We start from the raw sequence: 14194 nt of genomic DNA, 5'->3' as shown, positions 1-14194 counted from the left end.
GCGAGGAGGGGGAGAGGATGAGCGGACACCCTGGAGGTTGGCCCCGGTCCCACCGACCGAAGCCGGACCCGAAGCCGGACCCGAAGCCGACGCCGGACCCGACGCCGAGGCCGGCGCAGCCGTCCGAGCCCGCGCCGTACCTCCCCGGCCCCATCGGGCCGCTGGTGCCGCCGCCGATCTTCCCGAAGTTCGGCCTGGCCGCTGGGGTGCTGCGGGCCGGGGCGGGCGAGCCGGCCGCCGCCGGTCCGTCCCGGGGCGGGGGCGGGTTCCGGAGGTGAATCCCCTGGTCGTCACGGGCGACGTGCTCACCCTCCAACCGTGCGACTACTGCATCGGGCAGACGGTGCTGTGGCTGAAGGTCACCTACGTCCCCCGGTACGCGAACTTCCTGGCGTCGCGGTGGGTGCGGCTGGAAGGGCTGGAGCTGCGGCCCGACGGCACGCCGTGGCGGGAGCGCGTCGTCATGGTCCGGGTGCAGGCGATCATCGACGATCCGCCGGCCCGCCTGGAGCCCGGGGTGCGGGAGCGGTGATGGGCCAGCACCCACCGAGGTACGCCGGCGGCCCGTGTTTTGTCTGCGGCAAGCCGTGGCCCTGCTTCGAGCGGCAGTTGGCGAGCCTCGTCGAGTTCGCCGGCCGGGGAGATCTGCTCGTGGCGTACATGAGTGATTGGTTCCGCCTGGGGGTTGATGAGCGTGCGCGGCGCGGCCTGCCGCCCGACCCGGACATGGAGCTGCGGCACCTCGGGTGGCTCGACATGGTCATGCCGGCCCGGGGGGATCGGCGCAGCGGCGATGCCTGAGGCCGCGCCGCCCAGGAAGCCGCAGTCCGGGGATCTCCTGCACGTCACCCGGGCCGCCAGCGTCCAGTTCATCCGGCCCATCGTCTTCCGCGTCATCCGCGTACACGACGACTGGCACACCTACCACGGGTGGCTCTGGCTCGACGGCTACGAGATCGACGCCAAGGGCGACGCGGTGGCCCGCCGCTCCATCTACGTCCAGCCGGCGGGGCTGCGGCGGCTGAGCTCCACCCCGAGGACGCCGCCCGCGCCCCCGAGGACACCGGTCCCGTCCGAGCGCCGGCGGCGGTGTGGAGAAGGGGCCCCTGCCCTGCAGAATGCGTCAACCGGGCCCCTCCCTACACCCGGTACTTACGATCCGTCCCGATCCGAGTCCGCCGAAAAGTTGATCAGCCCGAGGTAACCGTCGCCGTCCTCGACGACCTTCATCAGCATGCTGTCGGCGTAGATGTTGTCCTTGTCGTTGAAGGTGTCCCGCCCGGTGTGCGTGGCGTACGGCGCTGCGGCGAAAACCTTCGTGTTGAGCGCCTCGTCGAACATCACCTGGGTGGTGAGCACGCGGTTGTTGTTCACGTGCACCATGGCGTGGATGTGCACGGTGCGGCCCCGGTACCAGCCCGGCCAGACGGTGATGAACTCGACGATCCCGTCGGCGTTGGTGACCTGTGCGCCACGCAGGTAACGCTTGTCGTCGGTCGGGGTGAGGTCGGCAGCCTGCCCCTCGGAGCCGCCGCCCGGGGCTCCGCTGGGCGGAGTGCTGCCGGGGGCACCGCTGGGTGGAGGCCCGCCCGGCCCACCACCGGGCGCACCGCTGGGCGGAGTGCCGCCGGGGACGCCGCCGCCGGTCGACTGGCTCTCCGCACCCGAGTACAGCCCCGCCGCGTCGCAGTGCCAGATCTCCACGACGGCGTTCGCCAGCGGAGCGCACTTCTCGCTGTCCTGCACCCGGATGGCCACCCGCAGCCGGGTGCCCGGCCGGTCCTCCCGGATGTCGCGACGGATCTTGTCGGCGTCGAAGTAGTACGGACCCTGAGTCGTGCTCGCGGTCAGCGTGCAGGTGTTCGCGTCGGCGAAGAGCCCGGCCAGGTCGCCCGACGTGCCGGCGGTGGCCTGCGGCGTCACGGTCTCACCGGTCGACGTGGTGACGGTCCCGCCGTCCCGTCCACAGGCGGCCAGCAGGCCGGCCAGCCCGACCGATCCGACGCCCGCGAACAGCCGGCGACGGCTGACCCGCTGCCCTTCGTGGTGGTCGAGGTCGCGGCGCATGGGTCCTCCCGGGTGGCTCGATGACGGATCAACCGATCCGGCACCGACGCTAGGCCGAGGGGTTGGACGGCTCCTGTGCCGAACTTGTGCGCCTGCTGTGCAACGGGACAGGGCCCCTTCCCGGTCGGGGGAAGGGGCCCTGCGGCACGCCGCCAGATCAGGACGCGTCGAGATGCGGTCGGGTCAGTGGGCGCCGAGGTGGGCGAGCAGGTCCTGCCGGGTCAGCACGCCCTTGGGCTTGCCGTCGACCAGCACCAACGCCGCGTCGGACTTCTCCAGCAGCGCGACCGCCTCGCTCACCGGCTGGCCCCCACCGATCATCGGCAGCGGGTCGGACATGTGCCGCTCGATCGTGTCGTGCAGGTGCGCCTGCCCGGTGAACAGGGCGTCGAGCAGGTCCCGCTCGGCGATCGAGCCGGCCACCTCGCCGGTCACCACGGGCGGCTCGGCCTTGAGCACCGGGAGCTGGGAGACGCCGTACTCGCGCATGTAGTCGATGGCGTCGCGGACCGTCTCGGTCGGGTGCACGTGCACCAGCTCGGGCAGCCCGCCCGGCTTGCCGGCGAGGGCGTCGGCGACGGTCGGCTCGCTGCCCGAGTTGTCGAGGAAGCCGTACCGGGCCATCCAGGTGTCGTTGAAGATCTTCGACAGGTATCCCTTGCCGCTGTCCGGCAGCAGCACCACGATCACGTCGTCCGGGCCGGCGGAACGGGCCACCTCCAGGGCGGCCACCACGGCCATCCCGCAGGAGCCGCCGACCAGCAGCCCCTCCTCACGGGCCAGCCGCCGGGTCATCTCGAACGACGCCTTGTCGGAGACCTCCACGATCTCGTCGGCCACGTCCCGGTCGTACGTCTCCGGCCAGAAGTCCTCGCCGACCCCCTCGACCAGGTACGGCCGGCCGGTGCCGCCGGAGTAGACCGAGCCCTCCGGGTCCGCACCGATGATCCGGACCCGTCCCTCGGAGGCCTCTTTGAGGTACCGGCCGATGCCGGAGATGGTGCCGCCGGTGCCCACCCCGGTCACGAAGTGGGTGAGCTCGCCGCCGGTCTGCTCCCACAGCTCCGGGCCGGTGGTCTCGTAGTGGGAGCGCGGGTTGGCCGGGTTGCTGTACTGGTCGGGCTTCCACGCGCCGGGGATCTCCCGGGCCAGCCGGTTGGAGACGTTGTAGTAGGAGCGCGGGTCCTCCGGCGCGACGGCGGTCGGGCAGACCACCACCTCCGCGCCGTACGCCCGCAGCACGTCCTGCTTGTCCTGGCTGACCTTGTCCGGGCAGACGAACACGCACCGGTAGCCCCTGAGCTGGGCCACCAGGGCCAGCCCGACGCCGGTGTTGCCGCTGGTCGGCTCGACGATGGTCCCGCCCTGCTTCAGGATCCCCGCAGCCTCGGCGTCCTCGACCATCCGCAGCGCGATCCGGTCCTTCACCGACCCGCCCGGGTTCAGGTATTCCACCTTCGCGAGCACCGTCGCCCGGATGCCCTCGGTGACGTTGCGCAGTCGAACCAGCGGGGTGTTGCCGATCATATCGACGACATTGTCGTAGTACTGCACCTCGTTGTGCCCTTCGTTGCGGCGCCGGCGACGGCGGCCGGGCCGACATTCATTCGACGCCCAGGGTACGTGCCGTCAGGGCGTCACATGCCCGGGGATGACGGAGTCGCGACGCGTCTCCCACTCCAGGAACCGCTCGGTCTCCGCGAGCACGGAGCCGGCCAGCCAGGTCACCATGACCGCGTCGTCGGCCAGACCGAAGATCGCCAGCGGGATCTCCGGGAGCAGGTCGATCGGCGAGATGATGTACGCCGTCGCCGCGGTCATCAGGGCCAGCCGGAGGCCGCCGTCGTACTGCCCTCTGGTGGTGGCCCTGATCATCCGGGGCAGCGCCGCCAGCCGGGCGCCCAGCGACGGGCCACCCCGTGCCCCGGCGGTCAGCGCCCGGGCCAGCGCCGTGAAGGCCGCGCTCCGTTTCAGTGTCTTTCCCATTCCTACTCCCCTCTTCGTCCGACAGCGTGCGGTGTCCGCGCAAGTGGTACCCGGAATCGTCGGATCCCAGCCCTGGATCGGCCGGTAGGACGACAGCGGCAATGTGGTGAGCGGCGCGATAATGTCGCGGTATGGGGGTCGCTGGTTCCGTCGCACCGGTTGGTCCGCGCTGGCAGCGCGCCCGGCGGGTCGCCCGCCTCGCCGCGATCGGCACGGGCGCCACCGCCGCTGCCGCCGTGGCCACCGGCGGGATGCTGCTCGGCCAGGCCAGGCAGGCCCGGCGCACCATCCCGGCGGCGGAGGCGCCCCCGCCTCGCTGCGACGGCCTCTACGGCCCGAAGTTCCCCGGCCCGCCACTGACCATGGTGGTCCTCGGTGACTCGGTCGCCGCCGGGTACGGCGTGCACCGCCGCCGGGAGACGCCCGGTGCACTGCTGGCCACCGGGCTGTCCCGCCGGCTGCACCGGCCGGTGCGGCTGCACCGGTTCGCCGTGGTGGGTGCCATCTCACCCGGGCTGAGGCCGCAGGTGGAGTCGGCGCTGGAGACCGGGCCGGACGTCGCGGTGATCGTGATCGGTGGCAACGACATCACCAACCGCACCCCACCGGCGCTGGCCGTGCGCTACCTGGTCGACGCGGTCCGCACGCTGCGTGGGGCCGGCTGCGAGGTGGTGGTGGGCACCTGCCCCGATCTCGGGGCGATCCAGCCGATCCGGCCGCCGCTGCGCTGGCTGGCCCGGCGGTGGAGCCTGCAGCTCGCCGCGGCGCAGACGGTGGCGGTGGTCGAGGCGGGCGGCTGGACGGTCTCGCTCGGCGATCTCCTCGGTCCCCGGTTCCTCGCCGAGCCGATCCGGATGTTCGGTTGGGACCGGTTCCATCCGTCCGCGGAGGGGTACGCGGTGACCGCCGCCGCGCTGCTGCCGACGGTGCTCTCCGCGCTCGGCACCGGAACCGAAAGCCGCCCCGGCGAGGGCGTACGGTCACTGCCGGAGGCCGCCCAGGAGGCGGCCCGGCACGCGGGCACGGAGGTCAGTGCCACTCAGGTCCGCGGGCGTGACCGTGGGCCGGCCGGCCGGTGGGCGCAACTGCGCCGGCGGGCCTTCTTCGGCGTCGGCGCGGTGCCACAACCCGGCCCGGCCGCCGACTCACCCACCCTGGAGGGACGGCCATGACCGAGCACAGCGGCAGCCACGGCGGAAAACTCGCCGTCCGGCTGGGCCGGGCGGCGGCCCTGTCCCTGATCGCCGGGACGATCGGCGGCGCGGCCGTCCTCGCCGGCGAGGCGTTCGTCGCCCGCCACCGCCCGTACGCCCAGCCGGAGCTGGGGTTGGCCCTGCGCGCCACGGTGGGACGGCCCGGCGCGCAGCCGCTGCGGCTGGTCCTGCTCGGCGACTCGTCCGCCCTCGGGGTGGGCGTTGCCCGGCTCGGCGACACGGTCGGCGGGCAGCTCGCCCACCTGCTCGCCGAGGGGCCAACCGGCCGCCAGGTGCACCTGTCCTGCGTCGGGGTCTCCGGCTCCCGCTCCACCGACCTGTCCACCCAGGTGGCCCGGGCCCTGCTCGGCCCGCACCCCGACGTGGCGGTGATCCTGATCGGCGCCAACGACGCCACCGCGCTGCGTCGCCCGGCGGAGGCCGGTGCGTACCTGGGGGTGGCCGTGCGGCGGCTGCGCGAGGCGCACGTCGAGGTGGTCGTCGGCACCTGCCCCGACCTGGGGGCGGTCCGGGCGATCGCCCCGCCGCTACGGCACGTGGTCGGCTGGTCCGGTCGGCGGATCGCCCAGGCCCAGACCATCGCCGCGCTCGACGCCGGGGCCACGGTGGTCGACCTGTGCGCCGAGACCGGCCAGGTGTTTCGGGCCGATGCCGGCACCTTCTGCCACGACGGCTTCCACCCGTCCGCCGACGGGTACCGGATCTGGGCGCACGCGCTGATCCCGGCGGTCGCCGCCGCTGCCAACGTCGCCTCCCGCTACTGACCGCCCGCCGGCGGTGAGGGCGGGGCGGTCTGGGTGACATTTCCCGCCGGGCGGGGCGCTTCCGCACCAAGTTACCGGCGAGTTAACGTTGGTTCATGCCGATCGAGTCGTCCCGCGACGCCGTCATCGTCGCCACCGCCCGCTCCCCCATCGGCCGGGCACACAAGGGTGCCCTGCGCGACGTCCGCCCCGACGACCTGGCCGCCACCATCGTCCGGGCCGCCCTGGACAAGGTTCCCCAGCTCGACCCGACTGAGATCGAGGACCTCTACCTCGGCTGCGGCCTGCCCGGGGGTGAGCAGGGCTTCAACATGGCCCGGGTGGTCGCCACCCTGATGGGCCTGGACGGCCTGCCGGGCGCCACCCTGACCCGCTACTGCGCGTCCTCCCTGCAGACCACCCGGATGGCGATGCACGCGATCCGGGCCGGGGAGGGCGACGTCTTCATCTCCGCCGGTGTCGAGATGGTCTCCCGGTACGCCCGGGGCAACTCCGACGGGCTACCGCCCGAGGCGCAGGCGCTGGTGGGTGGCGGCTGGGAGAACCCCCGCTTCGCGGCGGCGCAGGAACGCTCGAAGCAGCGCGCCCAGGGCGGCGCGGAGGTGTGGACCGACCCCCGCACCACCGGCGACCTGCCCGACATCTACCTGGCCATGGGGCAGACCGCCGAGAACCTGGCCCAGGTGCACGACGTGACCCGCGCCGACATGGACGCCTTCGGCGTACGCAGCCAGAACCTCGCCGAGAAGGCGATCGCCGACGGGTTCTGGGCCAGGGAGATCACCCCGGTCACCACGCCCGACGGCACCGTGGTCAGCACCGACGACGGCCCCCGCCCCGGGGTGACCCTGGAGGGGGTGGCCGGGCTGAAGCCGGTGTTCCGCCCCGACGGCCGGATCACCGCCGGCAACTGCTGCCCGCTCAACGACGGCGCGGCGGCAGTGGTGATCATGAGCGCTCAGCGCGCCCGGGACCTCGGCCTCACCCCGCTGGCCCGGATCGTCTCCACCGGCGTCACCGCCCTCTCCCCCGAGATCATGGGGCTCGGCCCGGTCGAGGCGTCGAAGCAGGCGCTCGCGCGGGCCGGGATGACCATCGACGACGTCGACCTGGTCGAGATCAACGAGGCGTTCGCCGCCCAGGTGATCCCCTCCTACCGGCAGCTCGGCATCCCCGAGGAGAAGCTGAACGTGATGGGCGGGGCGATCGCCGTCGGCCACCCGTTCGGGATGACCGGGGCCCGGATCACCGGCACCCTGCTCAACGCCCTGGAGTGGCACGACGGGACCATCGGCCTGGAGACCATGTGCGTCGGCGGCGGCCAGGGCATGGCCATGGTCCTCGAACGCCTCGGCTGACCCCCGGCCGACCCGACGAGCCGGCGGTCAGAGCACCCTGCGGGTCGCCGTCACCTCGGCGGCGGCCCGGGCCAGCACCTCGGCGGGCGGGGCGGCGGCCAGCAGGTCAGCGGTGACCACCCGGAGCTGATCGGTCAGGGCGAGGTCGTTGTCGAGGCGGGGCACCGTGCGTCGGGGCCGGCCCTCGGCGTCCGCGTCGAGGTTCGCGATCTCCTGCACCAGCCGGTGCACCAGGTCGGCCCGGGACACGTTGCCGCCGTCGGCGACCGCCGCCCAGCGTGGCTGCTGCCAGTGCCCGACCTGACGGACCAGCAGTTCCACCGCCCGGCCCAGTTCCGCTGCGCTCACCGTACCGAGTCTACGAAAGGACTGCGGCCCTCCGCTCAGCAGTCAGCAGTCAGCAGTCAGCGGCGCAGGTAGCTGAGCAGGCGCAGCAGCTGCCAGTAGAGGAAGACCAGGCCGGCGAGCAGCCCGAACGCGCAGTACCAGGCGTACCGGCGGGGCAACTCGGCGCGGACCGACCGTTCGACCAGGTCGAAGTCGAGGATGAAGCTGAACGCGCCAGCGAGGATCGCCACCACCGAGAAGACGTACGCCAGCCAGCCGACCTCGGCGGTCAGGCTGTACACCTCCAGCCCCTGCCGGCCGGTGACCAGGTAGGCGACCAGGTTGACCACACTGATCGCGACGATCCCGATCAGGGTGCCGGCGACCAGCCGGGCCAGTCGCGGGGTGGCCCGGACCACCCGGAAGCGGTACAGCAGGGCCATGCCGAGGAAGACGCCGAAGGTGCCCGTCACCGCCTGCACCACGATCCCCGGGTAGACCAGCTCGAACGCCCGGCTGGCCACCCCGAGCAGCAGCCCCTGGAGCACCGCGTAGCCGGCGATCAGAACCGGGTTGGTGCTGCCGCGCAGCGAGATGACCAGCGCCAGGGCGATCGTGGCCAGCGCCGAGCCGGCCAGCGCGGCGGAGATCCACACCGCCTGCGGGACCAACGACCAGGCCACCGCCGCCGTGGCGACCGTGAGCAGCAGCAGCCCGACGGTGCGTACCACCACGTCGTCGACGGTCATCGTCTCGGTGCCGCCAGACCCGAGCACCTGGCGTTCCCGCCGGAGGGTGTCGTCCAGCCGGGTCAGCACCGGGTTGGAACTGCGCACCGCCACCTCCTGACCGACGTACCCCTCTCGCAGTCACTCTGCCCCGGCGGGGTCGGCGGCGGCGGGCAAACGCCGGGTCCGGCGCGGCCCGGACGGGCGGGAGGGAGGCAGAAGGGCGGGCGCCGAGACGACGGCGCCCGCCGCCGCAGGTCGCGGGGGCGGGCGCAGTCGTCGGCGGCGCAGGTCAGTCGTCGCCCTGGAAGAAACTCAGCAGGCGCAGGATCTCGACGTAGAGCCAGACCAGGCTGACCAGGATGCCGAACGCCGCGGTCCAGGAGTAACGCTGGGGCAGGCCCATCCGGACGCCCTGCTCGATCTCGTCGAAGCTGAGCACGAAGCTCAGCGACGCCACCACGATGCAGACCAGGCTGAAGCCGATGGCCAGCGGGCTGCCGTCGCGCAGGCCGGTGTTCACGCCGAACAGCGACAGCACCAGGTTGATCATCATCACCGCGAACAGGCCGACCATCGCCGCGACCATGCCGCGGACGAACTTCGGCGTCGCCCGGATGACCCGCGCCCTGTAGAGCATGGCCATCAGGAAGAAGACGCCGAAGGTGGCCACCACGGCCTGGAGCACGATGCCGTCGTAGAGCGAATTGAACGTCTTGCTGATCATGCCGACGAAGACGCCCTCGACGACGGCGTACGCGACGACCAGCGCCGGGTTCGCCATCTTGGAGAACGAGATGATCAGGCCGAGCACGAGGCCGACCACCGCCGCGCCGATCCACGCGACGCCGAGCAGCGCGTCCGGGACGAGCACCCAGGCGGCCGCGGCGGAGATGCCGAGGATGCCCAGCAGGGTGACGGTCTTGACCACCACGTCGTCGATCGACATCGGCGTCACGGTGGGCGGGGCGGCCGGGTGGCCCGGTGCGCCCGGGTACTGTTGCGGATAGCCGGGCTGCCCGTAGGGCCCGGCCGGGGCGTACCCGGCGGCCCGCTCCCGCTCGGCCGCTTGGCCGAGCCGGGCGAGCACCGGGTTCGAGGTCTTCACTGTCTGGCCTCCCTCAGGGGGTCGTCGCACGTCTACGTGCCCTTCCAGGGTACGGCCCGGGGCCGGATCGCCGCTGATCACCAAGCTGAAGGAAAGCTGAGAGTGTCCGGCCCGCCTACCGGCGCAGGGCGTCGACCGTCGCCTCCGTGGCCCTGGCGATCAGCTTCTCGTCGTACTCGGCGTCGGCCTCGTCGCGGCTGGAGAGGATCGCCAGCACGATGGGAGCGCCGCCGGGAGGCCAGACGACGGCGATGTCGTTGCGGGTGCCGTAGCCGCCGGAGCCGGTCTTGTCGCCGACCTGCCAGCCGGCCGGGACACCGGCCCGGACGAGCCCGTCCCCGGTCGTGTTCGTCCTGAGCCACCCGATGAGCAACGCGCGGTCGTCGGCGGCGAGCGCGTCGCCGAGGACGTACGCCCGCAGGTCGGTGGCGAGCGCCCGGGGGGTGCTCGTGTCGCGCTCGTCGCCCGGGGCCGCCTCGTTGAGGGAAGGTTCGTTGCGCACCGGGTTGGTCACCCGGTCGCCGAGGCCGCGCAGCGCCCGCGCGAAGCCGGCCGGGCCGCCCAGCCGCGCCAGCAGCAGGTTACCGGCGGTGTTGTCGCTGTAGCGCACGGCGGCCTCCGCCAGGTCGCGCAGGGGCATCCCCTTCCCCGCGTGCCGCTCGGTGATCGGCGAGTACGTCACCAGGTCGGCCCGGGTGTAGCGGACCACCTGGTCCAGCTCGGCGGGGGTCGTCGCCGCCAGCACCGCCGCGACGGCGAGCGCCTTGAACGTCGAGGCGTAGGCGAAACGCTCGTCGGCCCGGTGCGCGACGGTGCGGCCGGTGCCGGTGTCGACGGCGTAGACGCCGAGCCGGGCGTCGAAGTCCGCTTCGAGCCGGGCGAACTCCGGCTGCGCCGAGGGGGCCGGCGCGGCCCCGGCGGTCGGGCTCGCCGGCGCGGTGGCCGTGCCTCCGGGCGTCGATCCCGGCGTCGGCGCGGGCGGATCCCCGTTCGGCGAGCAGGCCGCGAGCGGGGCGAGCAGGAGCAGGGCGGCGACGGCCCCGCGAAGCCCTGCGCACCGGCCCGGACGCCCCGGCCCGATGCCTCGACGCCGTCGACGTGAAGCTGAACTCATGTGCCCGGGGCGGGGCTCGAACCCGCACGCCTTGCGGCAGCCGCTTTTAAGGCGGCCGTGTCTGCCGTTCCACCACCCGGGCGGGTGGCACGCGCGTCGACACCGACACGCCCGTGCAGTGCCACCGTAGCGGTTGCGTGACGACCCGGCGTACCTCGTGGGCACCCCCGCACTAGGGTCGAGGCCGTGAGCAGCGCAGCCCCCACGGCCCCCGACGCCGCCCCCGGTGCGGCCCCCCGCTCCGGCGTCCCGGCCCCGGCCGACGCCCGGTGGGCCCGGCTGCGGCGGGCCGCCGGGCGGCACCGGGGCGACCTGGTCGTGGCGCTGCTCTTCACGGCCCTGGCGGGCTGGCTCACCCACGGGCTGTGGCCGGACCCGTCCGGCCGGGTGCTGGCGCTCAACCCGGCGGACCAGGCCCTCTACGAGTGGTTCCTGGCCGTCGACTCGCGCGCCCTGCTCGGCGACTTCGGTCTGCTCAGCGACCGGCTCAACGCCCCGGACGGGGTGAACCTGATGGCCAACACGACGGTCATCGCGCTCGGCGTCCTGTTCGCCCCGGTGACCCTGCTGTTCGGTGCGCCGGTCACCTTCGCCCTGCTCGCCGGGCTCAACCTGGCCGGCACCGCCGTGGCCTGGCACCTGCTCTTCACCCGGCTCCTGCGGGCCCACCCGGTGGCGGCCGCGCTCGGCGCGGGGCTCTGCGGCTTCGGCCCCGGGATGGTCGCGCAGACCAACAGCCACCTGCACATGACCGCGCAGTGGCTGGTGCCGGTGATCGTCTGGCTGGTGGTCCGGCTGCTGCGCGCCGCCGACCCGCTGGCCCGGCCGACCGCCCCCGGCCAGCGGGGCGGGGGTCGCACCTCGGGCCGCGCCGGGGGTCGCACCTCGGGCCGCGCCGGGGGTCGCGCCGATCAGCGGCGGATGCTCACCTCCGCCCTCGGCCTCGCCGCCGTGGCCGGCGTGCAGGTCTTCGTCGGCGAGGAGGTGCTGTTCCTCTGCGCGGTGACGCTGCTGGTGATGGCCGTCGCGTACGCCGTGGCCGACCGGGAACTGCTACGCCGGGCGCTGCCCGGTTTCGCCGGCGGGATACTGCTCGCCACCGGCCTGGCCCTGCTCGCGGTGGCGTACCCGCTGTGGTTCCAGTTCGCCGGGCCGATGGGCGTCGCCGACGGGATATTCAGCCCGGAATACTTCTCGGCCGACCTGCGCAGCTGGTGGGCCCTCTCCCCGCTGTCGATCCTCGGCGACGACGAGGCCGCCCGGCTCACCACCGGCCCGGCGGAATACAACACGTTCCTCGGCTGGCCGCTGCTGCTGGTGGCCCTGGGTTGCGCGGTCTGGCTGGGCCGCCGCCCGCTGGTGATCGCCTGCGTGGCCGGCGCGCTGGTGATGGGTGCGCTCTCCCTCGGCCCGACCGTGCTCCTCGACGGCGTACGGACCGCCGTTCCCGGCCCGTACCACCTGCTCAAGGGCGTTCCGGTCGTGGACGGGGCGCTGCCGATGCGGTTCGCCCTGGCGGTGCTGCCGGTGATCGCGACGCTGCTGGTGCTGGCCGTGGACCGGGCGCAGCGCGGCACCGGGCGCGCCCGTCGGCTGGTCCCGATGGCGGTCGGGGTCGCGCTGCTGCCGGTCCTCCCGGCGCCGCTGCCCACCGCCGACCGCCCGGCACTGCCGGCGTTCGTCACCGGCGGGCACTGGCGGGAGTGCGTCCGCCCCGGCGGGGTGCTGGTGCCCGTGCCCCTGCCCACCCCGAAGGATCCCTGGCCGATGCGCTGGGCCACCGCCGCCGACGCGGCCTTCGGCCTGCCGGAGGGCTTCTTCATCGGCCCGTACGGGCGCGACGGCACCGCCACCATGGGTACCTGGAAGCGGCCGACGTCGGCGCTGCTCACGGGCGTGGCAAAGCAGGGCGGCCGACCAGTGGTCGGCGACGCGGAACGCCAGCAGGCGGGGCGGGACGCCGACCACTGGGACGCGTCCTGTTTCGCCCTGGCCGACCGGACGCCGCACGCCGATGACCTGCGGGCCACCCTGGATCAGCTCTACGGCCCGTCCACCCGGATCGCCGACGCCTGGATCTGGCGGGTCTGAGGACCCGCCCCGCAAAGAAGGGCCCCTCGGCGGCGAGGGGCCCTTCTTTGGGCGATCAGCTGCGGGGGGCCGCCGGCTGGGACGCCTCGACGAACTCCTCGCGCGGGTCGTGCAGCTGGCCGAGCGCCACCACCTCGCGCTTGAGGAAGAACGCCAGCGTCCAGTCGGCCACCACCCGGATCTTGCGGTTGAACGACGGGATCCGGCTCATGTGGTACGTCCGGTGCATGAACCACGCGGGCAGGCCGGTCATCTTGATGCCGTACACCTGGGCGACACCCTTGTACAGGCCGAGGCTGGCCACGCTGCCCGCGTGCTTGTGCTTGTACTCGACCGGCTCCCGCCCACGGATCACGTTCGCGATGTTGTCGGCCATCCGGGCGGCCTGGCGCACCGCGTGCTGGGCGCTCGGCGAGCAGAAGTTGCCCGGCTCCTTGGTCAGGTCCGGCACCGCCGCGCAGTCACCGGCGCTCCACGCGCCCTCGACCACCTGGTCGCCGTCGACGACCTGGAGGGTGGGCAGGCAGGTGACCCGGCGGCGGTCGTCGCGGGGAAGGTCGGTGGCGTCGAGCATCGGCGACGGCTTCACGCCGGCCGTCCAGACAATGGTGTCGGAGCGGAAACTGTCGCCGTCGGAGAGCTTGACCAGCCCGTCGACGCAGGACTCCAGGCGGGTGTCCAGCCGGATGTCCATGTTCCGCTTGAGCAGCTGCTGCACCGTGTAGGCACCCATGTCCCGGTCGACCTCGGGCAGCACCCGCTGGGTCGCCTCGACCAGCACCCAGCGCATGTCCTCCGGCTTGAGTTCCGGGTAGTAGCGCAGGGCGTCCCGGGCCATGTCCTCCATCTCGGCCAGCGCCTCGATGCCCGCGTACCCGCCGCCGACGAAGGTGAAGGTCAACGCGCTACGCCGGACGTCCGGATCCGGCGTGACGGCTGCCACGTCGAGCCGGTCCAGCACGTGGTTGCGCAGGTAGATGGCCTCGCCGATGGTCTTGAACCCGATGCCGCGCTCGTGCAGGCCGGGAATCGGCAGCGTCCGGGAGACCGCGCCGGGGGCCACGATCACGTGGTCGTAGGCGATCTCCGTGGTCGGGCCGCTGATCGGCTGCACGGTGGCCACCTTGCGGTCGTGCTCGATCCGCGTGACCGTGCCCGCCACCAACTTGCACCTGCGCAACTCCCGCCGCAGCGGCACCACGGAGTGCCGGGGGGAGATGTTGCCCGCCGCCGCCTCCGGAAGGAACGGCTGGTACGTCATGTGGGGCTGCGGGTCGACGACGACGACCTCGGCCTCACTGGAGGAGAGCTTCTTCGACAGGCGCAGGGCGGCGTAGAGACCGACGTGCCCGGCACCGACGACAAGGATCCGCTTCGGATTCACGTATCCATCTTTCCCCGGGTGGCTCCGGTAATCCCGTCCGAGACCCCCTTCTG

General features: G+C 73.3%; 15 protein-coding genes, 1 tRNA gene and 1 pseudogene. 8 read left to right on the top strand and 9 right to left on the bottom strand.

Annotated elements, in window-relative coordinates:
* Positions 1 to 17 precede the first annotated feature (17 nt).
* From SNR22_RS08500 to SNR22_RS08485, 4 genes and pseudogenes are all read left to right on the top strand, one after another.
* Positions 18 to 278, top strand: a complete 261-nt coding sequence (locus SNR22_RS08500; RefSeq protein ID WP_320065929.1) for a hypothetical protein — start codon at positions 18 to 20, stop codon at positions 276 to 278.
* Entirely contained in the window at positions 275 to 532 is a 258-nt protein-coding gene (locus SNR22_RS08495; RefSeq protein ID WP_320065286.1) for a hypothetical protein, read from the top strand. Before SNR22_RS08500 ends, SNR22_RS08495 begins: the two co-directional genes overlap by 4 nt.
* Complete coding sequence (locus tag SNR22_RS08490) at positions 532 to 801, top strand: hypothetical protein (RefSeq protein WP_320065928.1); 270 nt, start codon at positions 532 to 534, stop codon at positions 799 to 801. Before SNR22_RS08495 ends, SNR22_RS08490 begins: the two co-directional genes overlap by 1 nt.
* A pseudogene (locus SNR22_RS08485) lies at positions 794 to 1066 on the top strand (hypothetical protein); the annotation flags it as partial. The gene SNR22_RS08490 and the pseudogene SNR22_RS08485, both read left to right, overlap by 8 nt.
* Positions 1067 to 1152: 86 nt before the next feature.
* On the opposite strand, the gene SNR22_RS08480 reads toward SNR22_RS08485, so the two are convergent.
* The 3 genes from SNR22_RS08480 to SNR22_RS08470 form a co-directional block, all read right to left on the bottom strand.
* Positions 1153 to 2067 carry a hypothetical protein gene (locus SNR22_RS08480; protein WP_320065927.1) on the bottom strand — a complete coding sequence of 305 codons (915 nt, stop codon included), beginning with the start codon at positions 2065 to 2067 and terminating at the stop codon, positions 1153 to 1155.
* A gap of 183 nt (positions 2068 to 2250) precedes the next feature.
* A complete protein-coding gene (locus SNR22_RS08475; protein WP_320065926.1) occupies positions 2251 to 3621 on the bottom strand; it encodes a cystathionine beta-synthase in 1371 nt (456 codons plus the stop codon).
* Positions 3622 to 3696: 75 nt separating this feature from the next.
* Positions 3697 to 4053, bottom strand: a complete 357-nt coding sequence (locus SNR22_RS08470; RefSeq protein WP_320065925.1) for a YkvA family protein — start codon at positions 4051 to 4053, stop codon at positions 3697 to 3699.
* A gap of 131 nt (positions 4054 to 4184) precedes the next feature.
* On the opposite strand from SNR22_RS08470, the gene SNR22_RS08465 reads away from it, so the two are divergent.
* The 3 genes from SNR22_RS08465 to SNR22_RS08455 all read left to right on the top strand — a co-directional run bounded on the left by SNR22_RS08465 (position 4185) and on the right by SNR22_RS08455 (position 7389).
* Positions 4185 to 5225 carry an SGNH/GDSL hydrolase family protein gene (locus SNR22_RS08465; RefSeq protein WP_320065924.1) on the top strand — a complete coding sequence of 347 codons (1041 nt, stop codon included), beginning with the start codon at positions 4185 to 4187 and terminating at the stop codon, positions 5223 to 5225.
* Positions 5222 to 6031: an SGNH/GDSL hydrolase family protein gene (locus tag SNR22_RS08460; RefSeq protein ID WP_320065923.1), complete on the top strand. Its 810-nt coding sequence runs from the start codon at positions 5222 to 5224 to the stop codon at positions 6029 to 6031. The genes SNR22_RS08465 and SNR22_RS08460 overlap by 4 nt, the downstream gene beginning before the upstream one ends.
* Positions 6032 to 6126: 95 nt before the next feature.
* Positions 6127 to 7389 carry an acetyl-CoA C-acetyltransferase gene (locus SNR22_RS08455; protein ID WP_320065922.1) on the top strand — a complete coding sequence of 421 codons (1263 nt, stop codon included), beginning with the start codon at positions 6127 to 6129 and terminating at the stop codon, positions 7387 to 7389.
* Between the two features lie 27 nt (positions 7390 to 7416).
* Here SNR22_RS08455 and SNR22_RS08450 read toward each other — a convergent pair whose 3' ends face one another.
* The 5 genes from SNR22_RS08450 to SNR22_RS08430 all read right to left on the bottom strand — a co-directional run bounded on the left by SNR22_RS08450 (position 7417) and on the right by SNR22_RS08430 (position 10748).
* Positions 7417 to 7737: a hypothetical protein gene (locus SNR22_RS08450; RefSeq protein ID WP_320065921.1), complete on the bottom strand. Its 321-nt coding sequence runs from the start codon at positions 7735 to 7737 to the stop codon at positions 7417 to 7419.
* Positions 7738 to 7793: 56 nt separating this feature from the next.
* The gene (locus SNR22_RS08445) at positions 7794 to 8552 is read right to left on the bottom strand and encodes a Bax inhibitor-1/YccA family protein (RefSeq protein WP_320065920.1); all 759 of its coding nucleotides are present in this window, start codon (positions 8550 to 8552) and stop codon (positions 7794 to 7796) included.
* Positions 8553 to 8736: 184 nt separating this feature from the next.
* Positions 8737 to 9552: a Bax inhibitor-1/YccA family protein gene (locus SNR22_RS08440; protein ID WP_320065919.1), complete on the bottom strand. Its 816-nt coding sequence runs from the start codon at positions 9550 to 9552 to the stop codon at positions 8737 to 8739.
* A gap of 115 nt (positions 9553 to 9667) precedes the next feature.
* Positions 9668 to 10666, bottom strand: coding sequence for a class A beta-lactamase (gene bla, locus SNR22_RS08435; RefSeq protein ID WP_320065918.1), 999 nt, complete (start codon positions 10664 to 10666; stop codon positions 9668 to 9670).
* 1 nt (position 10667) lies between these two features.
* Positions 10668 to 10748 (bottom strand) — tRNA-Leu (locus SNR22_RS08430).
* A 104-nt stretch (positions 10749 to 10852) separates the two neighbouring features.
* On the opposite strand from SNR22_RS08430, the gene SNR22_RS08425 reads away from it, so the two are divergent.
* Positions 10853 to 12757, top strand: a complete 1905-nt coding sequence (locus SNR22_RS08425; protein WP_320065917.1) for a hypothetical protein — start codon at positions 10853 to 10855, stop codon at positions 12755 to 12757.
* A 55-nt stretch (positions 12758 to 12812) separates the two neighbouring features.
* Here the strand turns inward: SNR22_RS08425 and SNR22_RS08420 are convergent, their stop codons facing one another.
* Positions 12813 to 14141, bottom strand: coding sequence for an NAD(P)/FAD-dependent oxidoreductase (locus tag SNR22_RS08420; RefSeq protein WP_320065916.1), 1329 nt, complete (start codon positions 14139 to 14141; stop codon positions 12813 to 12815).
* Between the last annotated feature and the right edge of the window lie 53 nt (positions 14142 to 14194).

Origin of the sequence: Micromonospora sp. RTGN7 (assembly GCF_033804645.1) — a bacterium.
Lineage (GTDB): Bacteria > Actinomycetota > Actinomycetes > Mycobacteriales > Micromonosporaceae > Micromonospora.
The sequence above is the reverse complement of the archived record's forward strand: the minus strand, read 5'-3'. Positions and strand labels throughout refer to the sequence as shown.

Coding starts and splice junctions, on each gene's coding strand:
- SNR22_RS08455 (WP_320065922.1), top strand. CDS start 6,127: ATGCCGATCGAGTCGTCCCGCGACGCCGTCATCGTCGCCACCGCCCGC.
- SNR22_RS08470 (WP_320065925.1), bottom strand. CDS start 4,053: ATGGGAAAGACACTGAAACGGAGCGCGGCCTTCACGGCGCTGGCCCGG.
- bla (WP_320065918.1), bottom strand. CDS start 10,666: ATGAGTTCAGCTTCACGTCGACGGCGTCGAGGCATCGGGCCGGGGCGT.
- SNR22_RS08500 (WP_320065929.1), top strand. CDS start 18: ATGAGCGGACACCCTGGAGGTTGGCCCCGGTCCCACCGACCGAAGCCG.
- SNR22_RS08480 (WP_320065927.1), bottom strand. CDS start 2,067: ATGCGCCGCGACCTCGACCACCACGAAGGGCAGCGGGTCAGCCGTCGC.
- SNR22_RS08490 (WP_320065928.1), top strand. CDS start 532: ATGGGCCAGCACCCACCGAGGTACGCCGGCGGCCCGTGTTTTGTCTGC.
- SNR22_RS08460 (WP_320065923.1), top strand. CDS start 5,222: ATGACCGAGCACAGCGGCAGCCACGGCGGAAAACTCGCCGTCCGGCTG.
- SNR22_RS08465 (WP_320065924.1), top strand. CDS start 4,185: ATGGGGGTCGCTGGTTCCGTCGCACCGGTTGGTCCGCGCTGGCAGCGC.